General features: G+C 67.7%; 17 protein-coding genes. 12 read left to right on the forward strand and 5 right to left on the reverse strand.

Features of this window, described 5'->3' with window-relative positions; all coding sequences use genetic code 11:
- Window positions 1-42: 42 nt before the first annotated feature.
- Window positions 43-660 (reverse strand): hypothetical protein, encoded by a 618-nt coding sequence (locus ABZ717_RS11275; RefSeq protein ID WP_358508312.1) that lies wholly within the window; start codon window positions 658-660, stop codon window positions 43-45.
- A gap of 499 nt (window positions 661-1,159) precedes the next feature.
- Between ABZ717_RS11275 and ABZ717_RS11280 the strand changes: the two genes are divergently transcribed.
- The 6 genes from ABZ717_RS11280 (at window position 1,160) to ABZ717_RS11305 (ending at window position 5,130) form a co-directional block, all read left to right on the forward strand.
- Entirely contained in the window at window positions 1,160-1,711 is a 552-nt protein-coding gene (locus tag ABZ717_RS11280; RefSeq protein WP_358508314.1) for a snapalysin family zinc-dependent metalloprotease, read from the forward strand.
- A gap of 79 nt (window positions 1,712-1,790) precedes the next feature.
- A complete protein-coding gene (locus tag ABZ717_RS11285) occupies window positions 1,791-2,435 on the forward strand; it encodes a HemK2/MTQ2 family protein methyltransferase (protein WP_358508438.1) in 645 nt (214 codons plus the stop codon).
- Window positions 2,428-2,643, forward strand: coding sequence for a CDGSH iron-sulfur domain-containing protein (locus ABZ717_RS11290; RefSeq protein ID WP_358508316.1), 216 nt, complete (start codon window positions 2,428-2,430; stop codon window positions 2,641-2,643). Before ABZ717_RS11285 ends, ABZ717_RS11290 begins: the two co-directional genes overlap by 8 nt.
- A complete protein-coding gene (locus ABZ717_RS11295; RefSeq protein ID WP_358508318.1) occupies window positions 2,640-3,641 on the forward strand; it encodes an iron-containing redox enzyme family protein in 1,002 nt (333 codons plus the stop codon). The genes ABZ717_RS11290 and ABZ717_RS11295 overlap by 4 nt, the downstream gene beginning before the upstream one ends.
- A complete protein-coding gene (locus tag ABZ717_RS11300; protein ID WP_358508320.1) occupies window positions 3,638-4,657 on the forward strand; it encodes an L-histidine N(alpha)-methyltransferase in 1,020 nt (339 codons plus the stop codon). Before ABZ717_RS11295 ends, ABZ717_RS11300 begins: the two co-directional genes overlap by 4 nt.
- Before the next feature lie 236 nt (window positions 4,658-4,893).
- Complete coding sequence (locus ABZ717_RS11305) at window positions 4,894-5,130, forward strand: hypothetical protein (RefSeq protein WP_358508322.1); 237 nt, start codon at window positions 4,894-4,896, stop codon at window positions 5,128-5,130.
- 44 nt (window positions 5,131-5,174) lie between these two features.
- Here the strand turns inward: ABZ717_RS11305 and ABZ717_RS11310 are convergent, their stop codons facing one another.
- Window positions 5,175-5,420, reverse strand: a complete 246-nt coding sequence (locus ABZ717_RS11310; protein WP_358508324.1) for a hypothetical protein — start codon at window positions 5,418-5,420, stop codon at window positions 5,175-5,177.
- A 638-nt stretch (window positions 5,421-6,058) separates the two neighbouring features.
- On the opposite strand from ABZ717_RS11310, the gene ABZ717_RS11315 reads away from it, so the two are divergent.
- The 3 genes from ABZ717_RS11315 (at window position 6,059) to ABZ717_RS11325 (ending at window position 7,124) form a co-directional block, all read left to right on the forward strand.
- Entirely contained in the window at window positions 6,059-6,262 is a 204-nt protein-coding gene (locus ABZ717_RS11315) for a CsbD family protein (protein WP_358508326.1), read from the forward strand.
- A gap of 178 nt (window positions 6,263-6,440) precedes the next feature.
- Window positions 6,441-6,599, forward strand: a complete 159-nt coding sequence (locus ABZ717_RS11320) for a hypothetical protein (RefSeq protein ID WP_358508328.1) — start codon at window positions 6,441-6,443, stop codon at window positions 6,597-6,599.
- 87 nt (window positions 6,600-6,686) lie between these two features.
- Window positions 6,687-7,124 carry a hypothetical protein gene (locus ABZ717_RS11325; RefSeq protein ID WP_358508330.1) on the forward strand — a complete coding sequence of 146 codons (438 nt, stop codon included), beginning with the start codon at window positions 6,687-6,689 and terminating at the stop codon, window positions 7,122-7,124.
- Here ABZ717_RS11325 and ABZ717_RS11330 read toward each other — a convergent pair.
- Entirely contained in the window at window positions 7,102-8,013 is a 912-nt protein-coding gene (locus tag ABZ717_RS11330) for a LysR substrate-binding domain-containing protein (RefSeq protein WP_358508332.1), read from the reverse strand. The genes ABZ717_RS11325 and ABZ717_RS11330 overlap by 23 nt on opposite strands.
- Before the next feature lie 76 nt (window positions 8,014-8,089).
- Between ABZ717_RS11330 and ABZ717_RS11335 the strand changes: the two genes are divergently transcribed.
- Entirely contained in the window at window positions 8,090-9,070 is a 981-nt protein-coding gene (locus ABZ717_RS11335; RefSeq protein WP_358508333.1) for a bile acid:sodium symporter family protein, read from the forward strand.
- Between the two features lie 64 nt (window positions 9,071-9,134).
- Here the strand turns inward: ABZ717_RS11335 and ABZ717_RS11340 are convergent, their stop codons facing one another.
- Window positions 9,135-9,566 (reverse strand): Fur family transcriptional regulator, encoded by a 432-nt coding sequence (locus ABZ717_RS11340; RefSeq protein ID WP_358508335.1) that lies wholly within the window; start codon window positions 9,564-9,566, stop codon window positions 9,135-9,137.
- A 145-nt stretch (window positions 9,567-9,711) separates the two neighbouring features.
- The gene (gene argG, locus ABZ717_RS11345) at window positions 9,712-11,157 is read right to left on the reverse strand and encodes an argininosuccinate synthase (protein ID WP_358508337.1); all 1,446 of its coding nucleotides are present in this window, start codon (window positions 11,155-11,157) and stop codon (window positions 9,712-9,714) included.
- Between the two features lie 269 nt (window positions 11,158-11,426).
- Between argG and ABZ717_RS11350 the strand changes: the two genes are divergently transcribed.
- Window positions 11,427-12,605, forward strand: a complete 1,179-nt coding sequence (locus tag ABZ717_RS11350; protein ID WP_358508339.1) for an anhydro-N-acetylmuramic acid kinase — start codon at window positions 11,427-11,429, stop codon at window positions 12,603-12,605.
- A gap of 64 nt (window positions 12,606-12,669) precedes the next feature.
- The gene (locus tag ABZ717_RS11355) at window positions 12,670-14,172 is read left to right on the forward strand and encodes a sodium:solute symporter (RefSeq protein WP_358508341.1); all 1,503 of its coding nucleotides are present in this window, start codon (window positions 12,670-12,672) and stop codon (window positions 14,170-14,172) included.
- The last annotated feature ends 13 nt before the right edge of the window (window positions 14,173-14,185 follow it).

The following is a 14,185-nucleotide window of genomic DNA, read 5'->3' on the forward strand; positions in this document are numbered from 1 at the left end:
CGACGTCTCCGCTCACCGGGCATGGGACCGCTGGGTGTTCCATCACCAGAAGTGGTCCACGAGGATCTTGGCGTCCTCGACCTGGTGCCCGTAACGGTCGGGGTAGGCCGAGCGCTGGACGTCCTGGGCGACGTCACCAAGGGGTGCCTCTTCCCAGCTGTTGTCCGGGTAGACGACCTCCAGCTCGTCGAAGAAGGCGTCGGTGGCCGTGGCCGGGTCGAGGCGGTCGTCCGAGGAACCGTAGTGGTCACGCTGCTGGTAGAGGCCGACGCTGTCGCGGTCGCCGCCGGTGAGGTTGTCCAGGTGGGTCTCGACGATGACCGTCGACATCGCGATGGCGGCCGCCTGCTCGTCGAGTCCGCGTTCCTTCGCGGTCTCCACGACCGCACGGGCACAGGAGGCACGGTGTCCGTCCATGCTGCCGGCCATGTCGTCGTTCAACTTGTCGTTGAGCTCTTCGGCGGCCGCCTTGTCGTCCTCGGTGTACTCCTCGCCGCTCTCCTCGGAGCTCAGCGCCACGCATCCCTTCTCAGGGTTGTCGGAGTCCTTGTTGTCCTCGGCGGAGGCGATGCTCGGGCCCCCAAGGAGGATCCCGCCGGTCAGGACCAGGCCCGTGGTTGCGGTAAACACACTCTTCGGTATCAGTTCGATAAAATTCATGAGTGCAACTTATGTGACGGTCAAGCACTTTGACCAGGCCTGTAGCCGCTCTGACCAGGTAAGAAAGAAAACACCGAGCCGGAGCAACCTTTCGGCCGGATCGCATGCGCGGCACATCCGCCCCGCATCGCCCGCCCCACAGCGGAAGCCGGGCCCGCGGTGCCTCCCTCCCCCTCCCCCCGAGACCCCCTCACCCGAGCCTCATTCGATGTCAGGACGGTCACTTTTTCTTGGTGTTCACCACCGTCGCGGTGGTCGAGGAGGCCGGTGGAGTGACCCGTTTTCGACGCGGCGCGCATCCACTCGGTGGGCAGGCCGACCTGACGGACCTGTTCGGCAGTGGCGTGGCGCAGCACCGATCGCAGGGGCAGGAGTCGTTCGGCGCCGGCGGATATCGATGGCTCTGCACTCCTTGTGGCGATACGACGCTACGCATAGCATCACCCCGACCCCACAGGGTCACCGACGACATCGGCGCCTTCACCCCAGGGAGACCCCCGTGCTGAGACGTATCCTCACTTCCCCGCTGTTCGCACTGAGCGCGCTGACACTGATGCTGGTGGGCACCGCGCCGGCCATGGCCGCGAACGAGACCGTCCTGTACTACGACGACAGCCAGGCCGCGGAGTACACCTCCGCCGTCTCATCGGCCGTGGACGTGTGGAACTCCAGCGTCGACAACGTGCGCCTGGAACCCGCCTCCGACGGACAGCACTCGGAGATCCTGATCATCGCCGACGACGACTGGCCCCGCGCCCACCTGGGCCCGGTGCGTCCGGGCGGGCAGGTCACCGTCTGGATGGGCCGCCAGGGCACCGCCGAAGGCTACGACGCCGTGCGCATCGCCGCGCACGAGCTCGGCCACAGCCTGGGCCTGCCCGACGCCAAGCCCGGCCCCTGTTCCTCGCTGATGTCGGGCTCCACCGGTGGCGTGGACTGCACCGTCTCCTCGCCCAACGACGCCGAACGTTCGCGGGTCGAAGCCAATTACGGCGGTGGCCTGGCCGGACAGCACACCACCGATGGACGGATCCTGGTCGACCGTCTCTGAAGGAGACCGAGCTCGGTGAGGCGCCCCAAGGGAACGATTGTCCGGTTCCCGGTCGGGTAGTGGTACAGCCATGTTGTTGGTGAGACCTCCTGGTGTCTACCGAGCGCAAGAGGACACCTCGTTACTACGTCACGTATTGCGTCGGCGCGGCCGGCTCTCCGGCCGTTCGGTTCTCGATGTCGGATCGGGCACCGGTGCCCTCGGCATCGAGGCCTTCCGCGCCGGGGCGACCAGCCTCACCGCGATCGACCTGTCCCTACGCTCGGTCGTGGCGAGCTGGCTCAACAGCCGTATCCACGGGATCTCGGCGACGGTCCGGCGCGGCGACCTGTTCGCCCCCGTGGCCGCGCGTCGCTTCGACCTCGTGCTCGCCAATCCGCCCTACGTACCCGGTGTCGGTCCGATGCCGTCCCGGCACCGGGCCGCGAGGTGCTGGGACGCGGGACCGGACGGTCGGGTCCTGCTGAACCGCATCTGTTCGGGGGTGTCCTCGGTGCTCAGCGAGGACGGCGCGCTCCTCCTCGTGCAGTCCACCCTCTCCGACGAACAGGCCACCTTGGACCGGCTCGCGGAGGCCGGGCTGGTGACGGAGGTTCTGGCACGAGCCCGCATCCCGTTCGGGCCGGTGTTACGAACGCGCGTCCCGGAACTGCGTACCCGAGGGTTGCTCGGCCCCGACCAGACGGAGGAGGAACTCGTGGTCATCGAGGCGTGCCATGGCTGAGTCCCGTCGCCGGGTCATCGTCACCGACGAGGGTCCGATCCTCGTCTACGGCCCGGTCGACGTGGAGATGTCGGATGGAACACGTGTGCTCAGCGACCGAGCGGTCACCGCGTTGTGCGCGTGCGGCCGCAGTGGACGCCGCCCGTTCTGCGACACCAGCCACCGTCGACGTGTACGTGACGAAGAGGGGAAGGAGAACACATCATGACCACGACGAGGTCGAGGGCGCCGACGCTTCCGGCCCCTCGCGGCCCCATCTCGGAGGGGGTTCTGTCCGCACTACGTGGAAACCCGAACGAGGTTCCCGCGGTGGAAGGTTCCGCGCCCTATGGAGACGACCTTCAACTGGCGCTCTACTGCTGCTACGAACTTCACTACCGTGGTTTCGACGGAGTCGACGACGACCGTGAATGGGATCCCGCGTTGTTGGCGGTCCGCGCCGAGTTGGAGGGGGCTTTCCTCAACGCGCTCAGGCACGACGTGCCCACCGGCACGGACATCGACGACGAGCTCAACGGACTCCTCGTGGAGAACCTCGACGCGTTCGGCATCTCCCACTATCTACGCCGGCGCGGGGAATTGTGGCAGCTGCGGGAGTACATCGCTCACCGTTCGCTCTACCACTTGAAGGAGGCCGACCCGCAGACCTTCGTCGTCCCGCGCCTGGACGGTCCGCCCAAAGCCGCCTTGGTGACGGTGCAGCACGACGAGTACGGCGCCGGCGACCCCGAGCGGACGCACTCGAAGCTCTTCGCCGACATGATGGCCGAACTCGGTCTCTCCGACGTCTACGGCGCCTACGTCGACTCTGCTCCCCCCGCGATGCTGGCCGAGGTCAACTTCATGTCCTTGTGCGGGCTGCACCGTGGATTGCGCGCGGCGCTGATCGGGCAGTTCGCCACCGTCGAACTCACCTCGTCCCCCGGCTCGGACCGTCTGGTCAAGGCCATGCGGAAGCTGGGCTGCGGTCCGGCGGCCATCCGCTTCTACGCCGAACACGTGGAGGCCGACGCGGTGCATGAGCAGCTCATCCGTCGTGAGGTGATCACGCCACTGCTCCAGGCGGAGCCCGAACTGACCGCCGACGTCGTCTTCGGGATCCGTAGCAGTCTGTTCCTGGCCGGCCGGCTGGAGGAGTACCTGTTCCAGCGTTGGCGCCGTGGTGAGTCGAGTTTCCGCCCCGAGGCGGGAGTGAAGACCCCATGACGTTCGCCGAACCATCGGAGACGCGGACCGGCGTCGTCCGGCTCCCAGACCCTGGCGACGCCGTGCCGGAGGACACCGTCGTGCGCGACGCCCTGCGGGGGACACCGCCTCGGTTGCCGCCCTGGCTCGGCTACGACGCGGTCGGCTCCCGGTTCTTCGAACAGATCACCGAGCTGCCCACCTACTACCTGACCCGGGTCGAACGCGGCCTTCTGGAGCACCACGCACAGGAGATCGCCGCGGCACTCGGCTGCGGGCGGATCGCGGAACTGGGCAGTGGCAGCGCGAAGAAGACGCGATTGCTGTTGGAGAACCGCGTACGGCTGCGCCCGACCACCTATCTACCGATCGACGTCGACGAGGGCATGCTGCGTTCCAGCGCCGCGACGTTGCGCTCGGAGTTGGACGGTTTGGCCGTCACGGGTCTGTGGGGGCGTTACGAGGCAGGGCTGGAGTGGTTGCGCACCCGCCCCGGTGAACCACTCTCGGTCGTCTTCCTCGGAAGCAGCTTCGGTAACGCCACACGGGAGGAACGTGATGGGCTGACCGGAGAGATCGCGCGCTGTCTGAGGCCGGGTGAGAGCTTCCTCGTCTCCGTCGACCTGGACAAGGGCGGGGAGGCCCTGGAGACCTGTTACAACGATCCACCCGGACACTCGGCCTTCGCCGACTTCCGACTCAACTACCTCACCCGGCTCAACGAACGCTACGGCGCCGACTTCGTGCTCGACGACTTCGTCCCGGAGGCTTGGTACAACCCGGAGACCTCCACCGTGGAGGGGCGCCTGCGCGCGCGGGCCGATCGGACGGTGCACGTGCCAGGACTCGGGATCACGCTGGATCTGCCGCGCGGTCGGTTCGTCAACGTCGGCTACTCGGTGAAGTTCGATGAACGGGGGTTGGCCGACGAAGTGGGGGCTCACGGTTTCACCCCGCGGGCCCAGTGGGTGGATTCCGAAGCCGGGTACGGGCTGTTCCTCTTTCGCCGGGAGGAGATTCACCGGGAGGAGACATGAGCCGTCACCGTGGCCCGACCGGGCCCGGCGCGTGATCGGCCAGAGCACGTATCTCCGCGGCGACCCCGTGCCTCACCGGCCCGGGGATGTCGTGGCCGACGCCGTCAGTGGCGAGATCGACCTGGACGTCCAGTCGAGCGGAGACCCTGTCGAGGACTTGGCGACGCTCGCCGGGCGCCAGAAACAGGTGTACCTGCGCCACCCTTGGATGCTCGACATGCCCCGCGGAACCCACCGTGGGTCCCCGGCGCATGGACTACCTGGTGCGGGCCCTGCAGGTACTGGAACCGACGTCGTTGTCCCGATCGGCCCGCTTGGAGACCATCGGACTTCTCAACGGGCTGGTGACCCTGTTCGCCCGCACCGAACTGCGCCGCCGACACTCCTCAGGGGACACGGCCCACACCAACACGTCCTACTTGACCACCGCCACCACCGCAGACCGGCACCCACTTCTCACCGGACTCCTCTAGACACCCTGAAACAACCTCGGAGGCCCAGTGTCCGCCTGCGAAGCTCAGTGTCTTCGGGGGCGTTCCCAGATGAGCCCGGCGGTGACCCACACCAGCCCCACACCGGCGAGGGTCACGAAGCACCACTCGACGAGGCTGAGCGGCCACCAAAGCAGCGCCCAGAGGGCCAGTGCGAACATCGCGAACACACCGAGCACGACCAGGATGACGCGCACCGTTCCCCCCTGAATCACTACGACGTCGCGGCGGAGCGGGCGACCACCGAAGGTCGGTAGAACACCCCCGTTCATGGAGTCATCCCCGAGCCCGCCCAAAGAACCATCCAAACATGTCACCCGCATCGACGCAGCCGACAGGCTCGATCGCACGTGAACCGCTGGACCTCGCATTCTCCGCGCTCGTGAACACGGCGAGCTCATCGAGCGATGTGGAAGCGGTGAAATCAGCGGGAAGCCTCGGGAAACGCGGAGCTCGGGGGTGGCGCGGAGGGGGCGGAGGTGGGGAGGGGGTGAGGAGGAGGAAGAGCGAAAGAAGATCGCGACAAGCAGAAGTTCAGGGCGAGGTTGTGGGTGAAAGGTCAGTGCGTGGGGCGCCTCGGGCAGGGGCCCGACCAACCACCCGAGCAACACCCAACACCCCCACCACCAAAGCCCCGATGCCCATTCCTCCAAGCCGGAGATCTCTCCGGCCCTTCGAGGAAATCCCCGAACAACCCATTGTTCCTCTATCGGATAACCGCGCAGTTCAGGCGCTTGGGTTCCATTTCGATCCTCCGATCATGCCAATGGCTTGGTCCACGAACGAGGCGTGAGTGTGCTCCATGCCACGTCGATTTCTCCAGGGCATGTCCGCATGAAATCCCACAGAAGTGGCAGGTACCCGAGTGAGACAGGCAAGCGACGCCACCGATCCTTCAGGAGGAGGGCTCATGAGCCGGTCGGAGAAACTCAGGGGTAATGCCACCCAGATACGCGGCAGGGTCAGGGAACTGGCCGGGCGGGCGACGGGGAACTCCCGGATGCGCTCCCGTGGCCGTTTCGAACAGTTCAAGGGAAAGGCCATCCGGCGCACCTCGAACTTCAAGGACAGCATCCGTGGAACCGTGCGCGACCTGCGTGCGGGCAAACGCTGACCCCACGCCCCGAACCACTTACCCCATACCCCGCGCAGACGTACAAGGGCCGGCCCGAACTCTCGGGCCGGCCCTTCGTTGGTCGTTGGGATGAAGCGGAACCCGACGGGTCGGTCCGCGCGTCCCAAGGTGCGGCCACCCACTCACCCCGCGTCTCCGCAGGAGAGGTCACCGCACCGTGGGCTCCCCCGCCTCCACCGGCTCACTCGACGATTCCAGCCCGCCCTTCGGGTGTAGTCCGATCGCCGCCCTACTCATCGGTGGAGTGTCGTACATGTTCCTGCTCTTGTTGGTTCCCGGGCTCACCGCGATGTTCGTCGGGATCGGCGCCGTCTAAGAGGATCCCCCTCCCGAGCCCGACCCGGTCATCCCGGCCTTCGTCACCACCGCGTTCCTCGCCTTCGCCGTACCGATCACGTTCGTGTTGAGCGACGATCGGGGGTTTCGGTGGGCCGGTGCGATCGTCGTCGTGGTGGTCGTCCTGCGAATCGCGATGGACTGGGCCTTGGTCGTCCAGGACGAACGGGAAGCGTTCGACAAGGTGGTGCTGACGGTCTCCGAGTACCCGGACCGGGCCGCCCTGTTGGAATCCGAGGAGTGGTCGGCCATCGATCGCCACGTCTGTGAAGAGGTCGAGGAGGCCGGGCACACCGTCATGCTCGTCGAGGAGAAGGAGAGCCACTCGGGCCACCTCGATCTCCTCGTACGGCTGGAATGGCTGCCGGGTGTCTTCGTCGAGATCGAATCATGGGAGGGCGCCGACCTGACGGAGCTGCGCGCGCTGGTCGGCTCTCTACGGCCGGTCGAGGAGGGCGACGCCGTCACGCTGGCGGAGGAGGTCACTGGAGGTCCCCGCCCCTGAGCGCGGCCCCTTCCCCATCGCCCCGCAGTACGCGGTGGTCGTCCTGGAGTGCTTCGACGAGAGCCCGCACGGCTGGAGGGAACGTGGTGCCTCGGGTCATCAGTACGAAGGCCGTCTCGGGTAGATCGGGCAGTCCGTGGTCTCGGTGGACCAACCCGTCCGGGATGAGGGAGCGCGCGAACGGCATGACGCCGATGCCGGCGAGGGCCGCGGCGCGGAGTCCGCTCAGGCTCCCCGAAGTGCAGGTCACCCGATGTGCGCGTCCGGCGGACATCAGGGTGTCCAGCGCGGCGTCGCGGGTCAGGCTGGGTCTGGGGTAGAGCACCAACGGGACCGGCTCGTCCTCGTCGATGCGGACGTCGGGGGCCGAGACCCACACCAACGGGTCGTGGAACAGGATTCGTGGCCGAAAGGCGTCCACACCCGTGGTGGCGTTCAGGCGCATGGCGAGTACGGCGTCGAGTTCCCCGGCCCGCAGTCGGCGGTGCAACGTCACGCTGAGCTCGACGGTGAACTCCAGGTCGACGTACGGGTGGAGCGCGCGGAAGCGGCGCAGGAAGTCCGGTAGGCGGGTCAGGGCGAAGTCCTCGGAGACACCGAACCGCACGCGTCCGCGCGGCTCGGAGGAGACCACGGCGCCGATCGCCTCGTCGCTCAGGTCGAGGATGCGTTGGGCGTATCCCAGGAAGGCCTCTCCGGCCGCCGTCAGGCGCACGGCGTGGGTGTCGCGCTCCAGCAGCGTCCGCCCGAGCGTGGTCTCCAGGCGCCGTACGTGTTGGCTCACCGCGGACTGGCTCAGGCCGAGTCGCCGTGCCGCCCCGGAGAAACTGAGCTGTCCGGCCACCGTGACGAAGGTGCGTACCCGCACCAGGTCGAGTTCGTCGCGCATGGTCATCACGTTAGCTGAATACAGTCAGTACGGTATCCCTGTTTCCGAATGACCATTCGGCCGGGAGAGTGGAAACATGCTCTCCCGTCTGCGCCGCGCCATCGACCCGTTCCTGCTGCTGTTGCTGCTGTTGCCCGTGGTGGCGACGTTCGCGCCGGCGCGTGGTGTGGCGGCGGATGCCTTGGACCACATCACGGTCGTGGCGATCTGCCTGCTGTTCTTCCTGCACGGGGCCAAGCTCTCTCCCGCGCAGACCCGGCAAGGGTTCTCCCGTTGGGGCTTCCAGTTGCTCGTGCTGGCCTGCACGTTCCTGGTCTTCCCTCTGCTCGGCCTGGGGATCGCGGCGTTGCCGTCCTCGGTGCTGAACCCGGTGATGGCCACGGGTTTCCTGTTCCTGTGCGTCCTGCCGTCGACCGTGCAGTCCTCCATCGCGTTCACCTCGATCGCCCGTGGCAACGTGGCGTTGGCGGTGAGTTCGGCGTCGATCTCCAACGTGCTCGGAGTGGTGTTGACCCCGCTGCTGGCCGCGTTCCTTTTGGGGTCGGCGGTGGAGATCACCCCGGAGTCGTTGCTCGGGATCTTCGGGCAGCTCGTGGTGCCCTTCGTCGCCGGTCAGCTGCTACACCGACGGATCGGGCCGTGGTTGAAGGAGCACTCTCGCGCGGTGTCGGTGGTCGACCAGGGGTCGGTGCTGTTGGTGGTGTACGCGGCGTTCAGCGTCGGTGTGACTCAGGGGTTGTGGCAGGTCGTTCCACCCACGCAGCTGCTCATGGTCGTCCTGGTCTCGTGTGTGCTCCTGGCGATCGTGCTCGCCCTGTTCACCGGACTGGGCCACGTGCTGCGGATGGAACGGGCAGACCGGATCGTCCTGATGTTCTGCGGCTCGAAGAAGAGTCAGGTGAGCGGGCTTCCCATGGCCATCCTGCTGTTCCCGTCGGAACAGGTGGGGATGTACGTGCTGCCGTTGATGATCTTCCACCTGATCCAACTGTTCGTCTGCGCGGTGATCGCCCGCCGGGCCGCCTCCCGGGCTCCGGCGACCACCACCGGACGTTAGGTGGCGTCGAACCGGACCTGTGCTCGGCCCACCTGGGCGACATCCGCCCGACCGGCGGGAACGCTCAGGAAACCTCTGTCGAGGAGCACTCGCCGCACACGCCCCAGTAGACGACCTCGGCCTCGTCGATGGCGAAACCGTGGCCGCCGGAGGCGGTGAGGCAGGGTGCGTGGCCGACGGCGCACTCGACGTCGGCGATGGCGCCGCACGAGCGACACACGACGTGGTGGTGATTGTCCCCGACTCGTGTCTCGTAACGCGAGACCGTGCCTTGGGGCTGGATGCGTCGCACCAGGCCAGAGGAGGTCAGGGCTTTGAGAACGTCGTAGACCGCCTGGTTGGAGACCGTACCGAGTCTTCCTCGCACGACGTCGATGATCGACTCCGTGTCCGCGTGCGGGTTGTCGTGCACGGCGGAGAGCACAGCTATCCGAGGGCCCGTCACCCGCAGAGCGGACTCGCGCAGCATGTGCTCGAAATCCGAAGGGGTTGGCATACTCCCAGTGTGCAGCGTTTTCTGGAGTCAGTCAAGTTATGGGATGTTTCCATCTTGCCTCGGGAATCCCGCCGACCCCACCGGACAACGGTCGGCCGCCCCGTCGTCTTCGGGGCGGCCGACCGTGTTCGGGCAAGGGGGAGACCTAGTCGGTACCGGACTCCATGGCCGCGTGGTCGAGCCACTCGTCCTCGTCGACCGCACCGCGCGAGGCGATGGCCTCCGCGCCGCCCTCGGGCATCGAGCCGATGAGGCCGGTCGAGGCCGCCTGGGCGGCGCCGATCGTCGTCGGGTGCTCACTGCCGACCATGCCGAGCCTGGAGTAGTCCTCCAGCTTGGCGCGAGAGTCGGCGATGTCGAGGTTGCGCATGGTCAGCTGGCCGATGCGGTCGCCGGGGCCGAACGCGGAGTCCTCGGTGCGCTCCATGGACAGCTTGTCCGGGTGGTAGCTGAACGCCGGGCCGGTGGTGTCCATGATCGAGTAGTCCTCACCGCGACGCAGCCGCAGGGTGACCTCGCCGGTGACGGCCGTACCGACCCAGCGCTGGAGGGACTCGCGGATCATCAGGGCCTGCGGCTCCAGCCAGCGGCCCTCGTACATGAGGCGACCCAGGCGGCGACCATCGTTGTGGTAGGCGGCGATGGTGTCCTCGTTGTGGATGGCGTTGACGAGACGCTCGTAGGCGGCGTGCAGCAGCGCCATGCCGGGAGCCTCGTAGATACCGCGACTCTTGGCCTCGATGATGCGGTTCTCGATCTGGTCGGACATGCCCAGACCGTGGCGGCCACCGATGGCGTTGGCCTCCAGGACCAGGTCGACGGCGGAGTCGAAGGACTTGCCGTTGATGGCGACCGGGCGCCCCTTGTCGAAGGTGATGGTGACGTCCTCGGGGGCGATCTCGACCTCGGGGTCCCAGAAACGGACGCCCATGATGGGGTCGACGATCTCGATGCCGGTGTCGAGGTGCTCCAGCGACTTGGCCTCGTGGGTGGCGCCCCAGATGTTGGCGTCGGTGGAGTAGGCCTTCTCGGTGCTGTCCCGGTAGGGCAGGTCGCGCTCGACCAGCCACTCCGACATCTCCTTGCGGCCACCGAGCTCGTTGACGAAGTCGGCGTCCAGCCACGGCTTGTAGATGCGCAGGGACGGGTTGGCGAGCAGGCCGTAGCGGTAGAACCGCTCGATGTCGTTGCCCTTGTAGGTGGAGCCGTCGCCCCAGATCTGCACGCCGTCCTCAAGCATCGCGCGGACCAGCAGGGTGCCGGTGACGGCGCGGCCCAGGGGCGTGGTGTTGAAGTAGGGGCGACCACCCGAACGGATGTGGAAGGCGCCGCAGGCCAAGGCGGCCAGACCCTCCTCGACCAGGGCGTCACGGCCGTCGACCAGGCGGGTGATCTCCGCCCCGTAGGCGGTGGCGCGGCCGGGCACCGACTCGATGTCGGGCTCGTCGTACTGGCCGATGTGAGCGGTGTAGGTGCACGGGACGGCACCCTTCTCGCGCATCCACGCGACCGCGACAGAGGTGTCGAGGCCTCCGGAGAAGGCGATTCCGACGCGCTCGCCGGCGGGGAGGGAAGTGAGTACCTTGGACATGAATATAAGCATGCACCCTTATGAATGAACATGCAATTCGGATCGCGAACCGCTGCTGTGAGCCTGGTCATCCCGCCGCCATCGGACGACGTACCGATCGACTCGCGGGACGTCCGCACACCGTTCGTCGGCCGAGTCCCGAAAAAGGTTGACGCACCCGCGACGGACGGTATATCGGTGGCACACGGTGAGTTCTCCGAACGGTCCGGGCCGGCGTCGGGGCCGCGAGCGGCACCGAACACCCCCTATCTCCCCGAAGCAGGAGCACCATGATCGTCATCGGCGTGTCCTCCGGTACCTCGGCCGACGGCATCGACGCCGCCGCCGCCCGGCTCGAACTGGACGGCGACCTGGTCCGGCTGACCCCGTTGGGCCACCTCACCCGCCCCTACTCGACCGCGCTGCGGTGGCAGATCCGCGCGGCGCTGCCACCGGCGAACACCACGCTGGAGACGGTGTGCCAGATCGACGCCCGCATCGGCCAGGAGTTCGGCGAGGCGGCGTCGGAGGCCATACGGACCTTCTGCGGTGGCCGCGCCGACCTGGTCGTCTCCCACGGGCAGACACTCTTCCACTGGGTCACCGGCTCCACCGTGCACGGCACCCTCCAGATGGGTCAACCGGCCTGGATCGCCGAGGCCACCGGGCTTCCCGTGGTGTCCGACCTGCGCTCGGCGGACGTGGCCGCGGGCGGTCAGGGCGCACCGTTGGCCGCCGTCATGGACACCCTGTTGCTGGGTGACCGAGACGAGCCCACGGCGGCGCTCAACCTGGGCGGCATCGCCAACGTGACCGTGGTGCGCGAGGGAGCCCCACCCTTGGCCTTCGACACCGGGCCCGCCAATGCCCTGCTCGACGCCGCGATGCGTCTGATCAGCGACGGAGAGCGCGACCTCGACGTCGACGGCGCGCTCGCCCGGACCGGGACCCCCGATCCGGAGCTGTCGGGGTACCTGCTCGCCGAGCCCTACTACCGGCTGGCCCCGCCCAAGAGCACCGGGCTGGAGCTGTTCGGCCCCGGTTACCTGGAGGAGGCGCTGCACAAGGTGGGCCGCCCCGAGGACGGGGACCTGCTCGCCACGCTGGTCGAGGTCACCGCGACCACCGTCGCCGACGCCCTGCGCCCGCACGGGGTGCGGGAGGTGATCGCCTCCGGTGGCGGCACCCGCAACCCCGTGTTGGTGGAGCGTCTGGCCGCCCACCTGGAGCCGGCGCGGCTCACCTTCAGCGACGCGATCGGGGTGGACGGGGACGCCAAGGAGGCGTACCTTTTCGCGCTGATCGGTTTCCTGAGTTGGTACGGGATCCCCGGTGTGGTCACCGGCTGCACGGGAGCCCGCCGCTCGACCGTGGCAGGTCGTTTCACCCCTGGCGCCGAGCCCCTGCGCCTTCCCGAACCCGTCACACAGGCACCCGCGCGCCTTCGGATCGAGGCCGCCCGGGGCTGACCCGGACCGCCACGCCCCCGCGGTCGTGTCCATCCCGCACCATGATCGCCCGGAGGAGCCGCCGGTGCAGACCGTCGACATCGTCGTCATCATCGTCTACCTGTTGTGTTCGGCCTGGTTGGGCCTGAAACTGTCCGGTCGCCAACGCGACGTCAAGGACTACTTCATCGGCAACCGTGAACTGCCCTGGTGGGCCGTGTGCCTTTCGGTGGTGGCCACCGAGACCAGTGCGCTCACCGTGATCAGCGTTCCCGGGGTCGCCTACCTGGGCGACGTCACCTTCCTCCAGGTCGCCGTGGGCTACCTGATCGGTCGGATCGTGGTCGCCTACCTGCTGCTGCCCCGGTACTACCGGGGTGAGATGACCACGGCCTACGCCTACCTCGGGCTGCGCTTCGGCCGAGGCATGCAGGCCACCGCCTCGGTCACCTTCCTGTTCACCCGGCTGCTCGCCGACGGTGTGCGTCTGTTCGCGGCGGCCATCCCGATGAAGATCATCCTGGACTCGATCGGGCTGGAGGCCTCCTACTTCACGATCGTCGCGGCCATGGGCGTGGTGACCATCCTGTACACCCTGGTGGGCGGCATCCGCGCGGTGGTCTGGGTGGACGTCCTCCAGATGGGCCTGTACTGCGTCGGTGGTGTGGTGGCCCTGGTCGTCATCGCGACCAGTCTCGACGTGAACTTCCTGACGGTCGCGGCGGAGGAGGGCAAGACCAGGTTCCTGGACTTCACCTCGAACCCGATCTCCGCCCCCTACGCCACGGTCACCGCGGTACTGGGCGGCGCCCTGCTCTCCACCGCATCCCACGGCGCCGACCAGCTCATCGTGCAGCGGCTCCTGGGGTGCCGCACGCTGCGCGACGCCCAGAAGGCCGTGATCGTCAGCGGCGTGGTGGTGTTCGTCCAGTTCGCGCTGTTCCTCACCGTGGGGTTGGCCCTGTACTCCTACTTCGAGCGCGCCACCGTGGAACAGTTGGGGATGAGCACCTCCGATGAACTGTTCCCGGTGTTCATCGCCGAGGGGCTGCCCGCGGGACTGTCGGGGCTGCTCCTGGCCGGGATCATGGCGGCCGCGATGAGCACCCTGTCGTCGTCGTTGTCGGCGCTCTCGTCCTCGACCATGGCCGACCTGTACGAGAAGTTCTCCCGTCGCCGCTTGGAGGACGGGAGAGCACTGCGGATGAGCCGTCTGTTCACCCTGGGCTGGGGGCTGGTGTTCATCGGGGCGGCCGCCATATTCACCGGCACCGACAACCCGGTGGTGGAACTGGGACTGTCCGTCGCCAGCATCACCTACGGCGGCCTGCTGGGCGCGTTCTTCCTTGGTCTGTGGGTTCGGCGGGCCCGGCAGGCCGACGCCGCCATCGCCTTCGCGGTGGCCGTGGCGACGATGGCCTGGCTGTTCCTGTTCGAGCCGGAGCTGGTGGGCTTCACCTGGTACACCGCGATCGGGTCCGCCATCACGCTGGGGGCGGGGTACCTGCTGTCGCGGCGGCACCGCGACGAGTCCCCCACCTCCGAGGCCGAGCCCTCCCCGGCCCCCGCCGGGGAGGAGCGTCCCTGAACGTGGACGGGTG

The sequence above is a fragment of the Nocardiopsis sp. NPDC006832 genome (genome assembly GCF_040635885.1).
Lineage (GTDB): Bacteria > Actinomycetota > Actinomycetes > Streptosporangiales > Streptosporangiaceae > Nocardiopsis.

Coding starts and splice junctions, on each gene's coding strand:
- ABZ717_RS11300 (WP_358508320.1), top strand. CDS start 3,638: ATGACGTTCGCCGAACCATCGGAGACGCGGACCGGCGTCGTCCGGCTC.
- ABZ717_RS11335 (WP_358508333.1), top strand. CDS start 8,090: ATGCTCTCCCGTCTGCGCCGCGCCATCGACCCGTTCCTGCTGCTGTTG.
- ABZ717_RS11330 (WP_358508332.1), bottom strand. CDS start 8,013: ATGCGCGACGAACTCGACCTGGTGCGGGTACGCACCTTCGTCACGGTG.
- ABZ717_RS11310 (WP_358508324.1), bottom strand. CDS start 5,420: ATGAACGGGGGTGTTCTACCGACCTTCGGTGGTCGCCCGCTCCGCCGC.
- ABZ717_RS11290 (WP_358508316.1), top strand. CDS start 2,428: ATGGCTGAGTCCCGTCGCCGGGTCATCGTCACCGACGAGGGTCCGATC.
- ABZ717_RS11275 (WP_358508312.1), bottom strand. CDS start 660: ATGAATTTTATCGAACTGATACCGAAGAGTGTGTTTACCGCAACCACG.
- argG (WP_358508337.1), bottom strand. CDS start 11,157: ATGTCCAAGGTACTCACTTCCCTCCCCGCCGGCGAGCGCGTCGGAATC.
- ABZ717_RS11315 (WP_358508326.1), top strand. CDS start 6,059: ATGAGCCGGTCGGAGAAACTCAGGGGTAATGCCACCCAGATACGCGGC.
- ABZ717_RS11350 (WP_358508339.1), top strand. CDS start 11,427: ATGATCGTCATCGGCGTGTCCTCCGGTACCTCGGCCGACGGCATCGAC.
- ABZ717_RS11340 (WP_358508335.1), bottom strand. CDS start 9,566: ATGCCAACCCCTTCGGATTTCGAGCACATGCTGCGCGAGTCCGCTCTG.
- ABZ717_RS11295 (WP_358508318.1), top strand. CDS start 2,640: ATGACCACGACGAGGTCGAGGGCGCCGACGCTTCCGGCCCCTCGCGGC.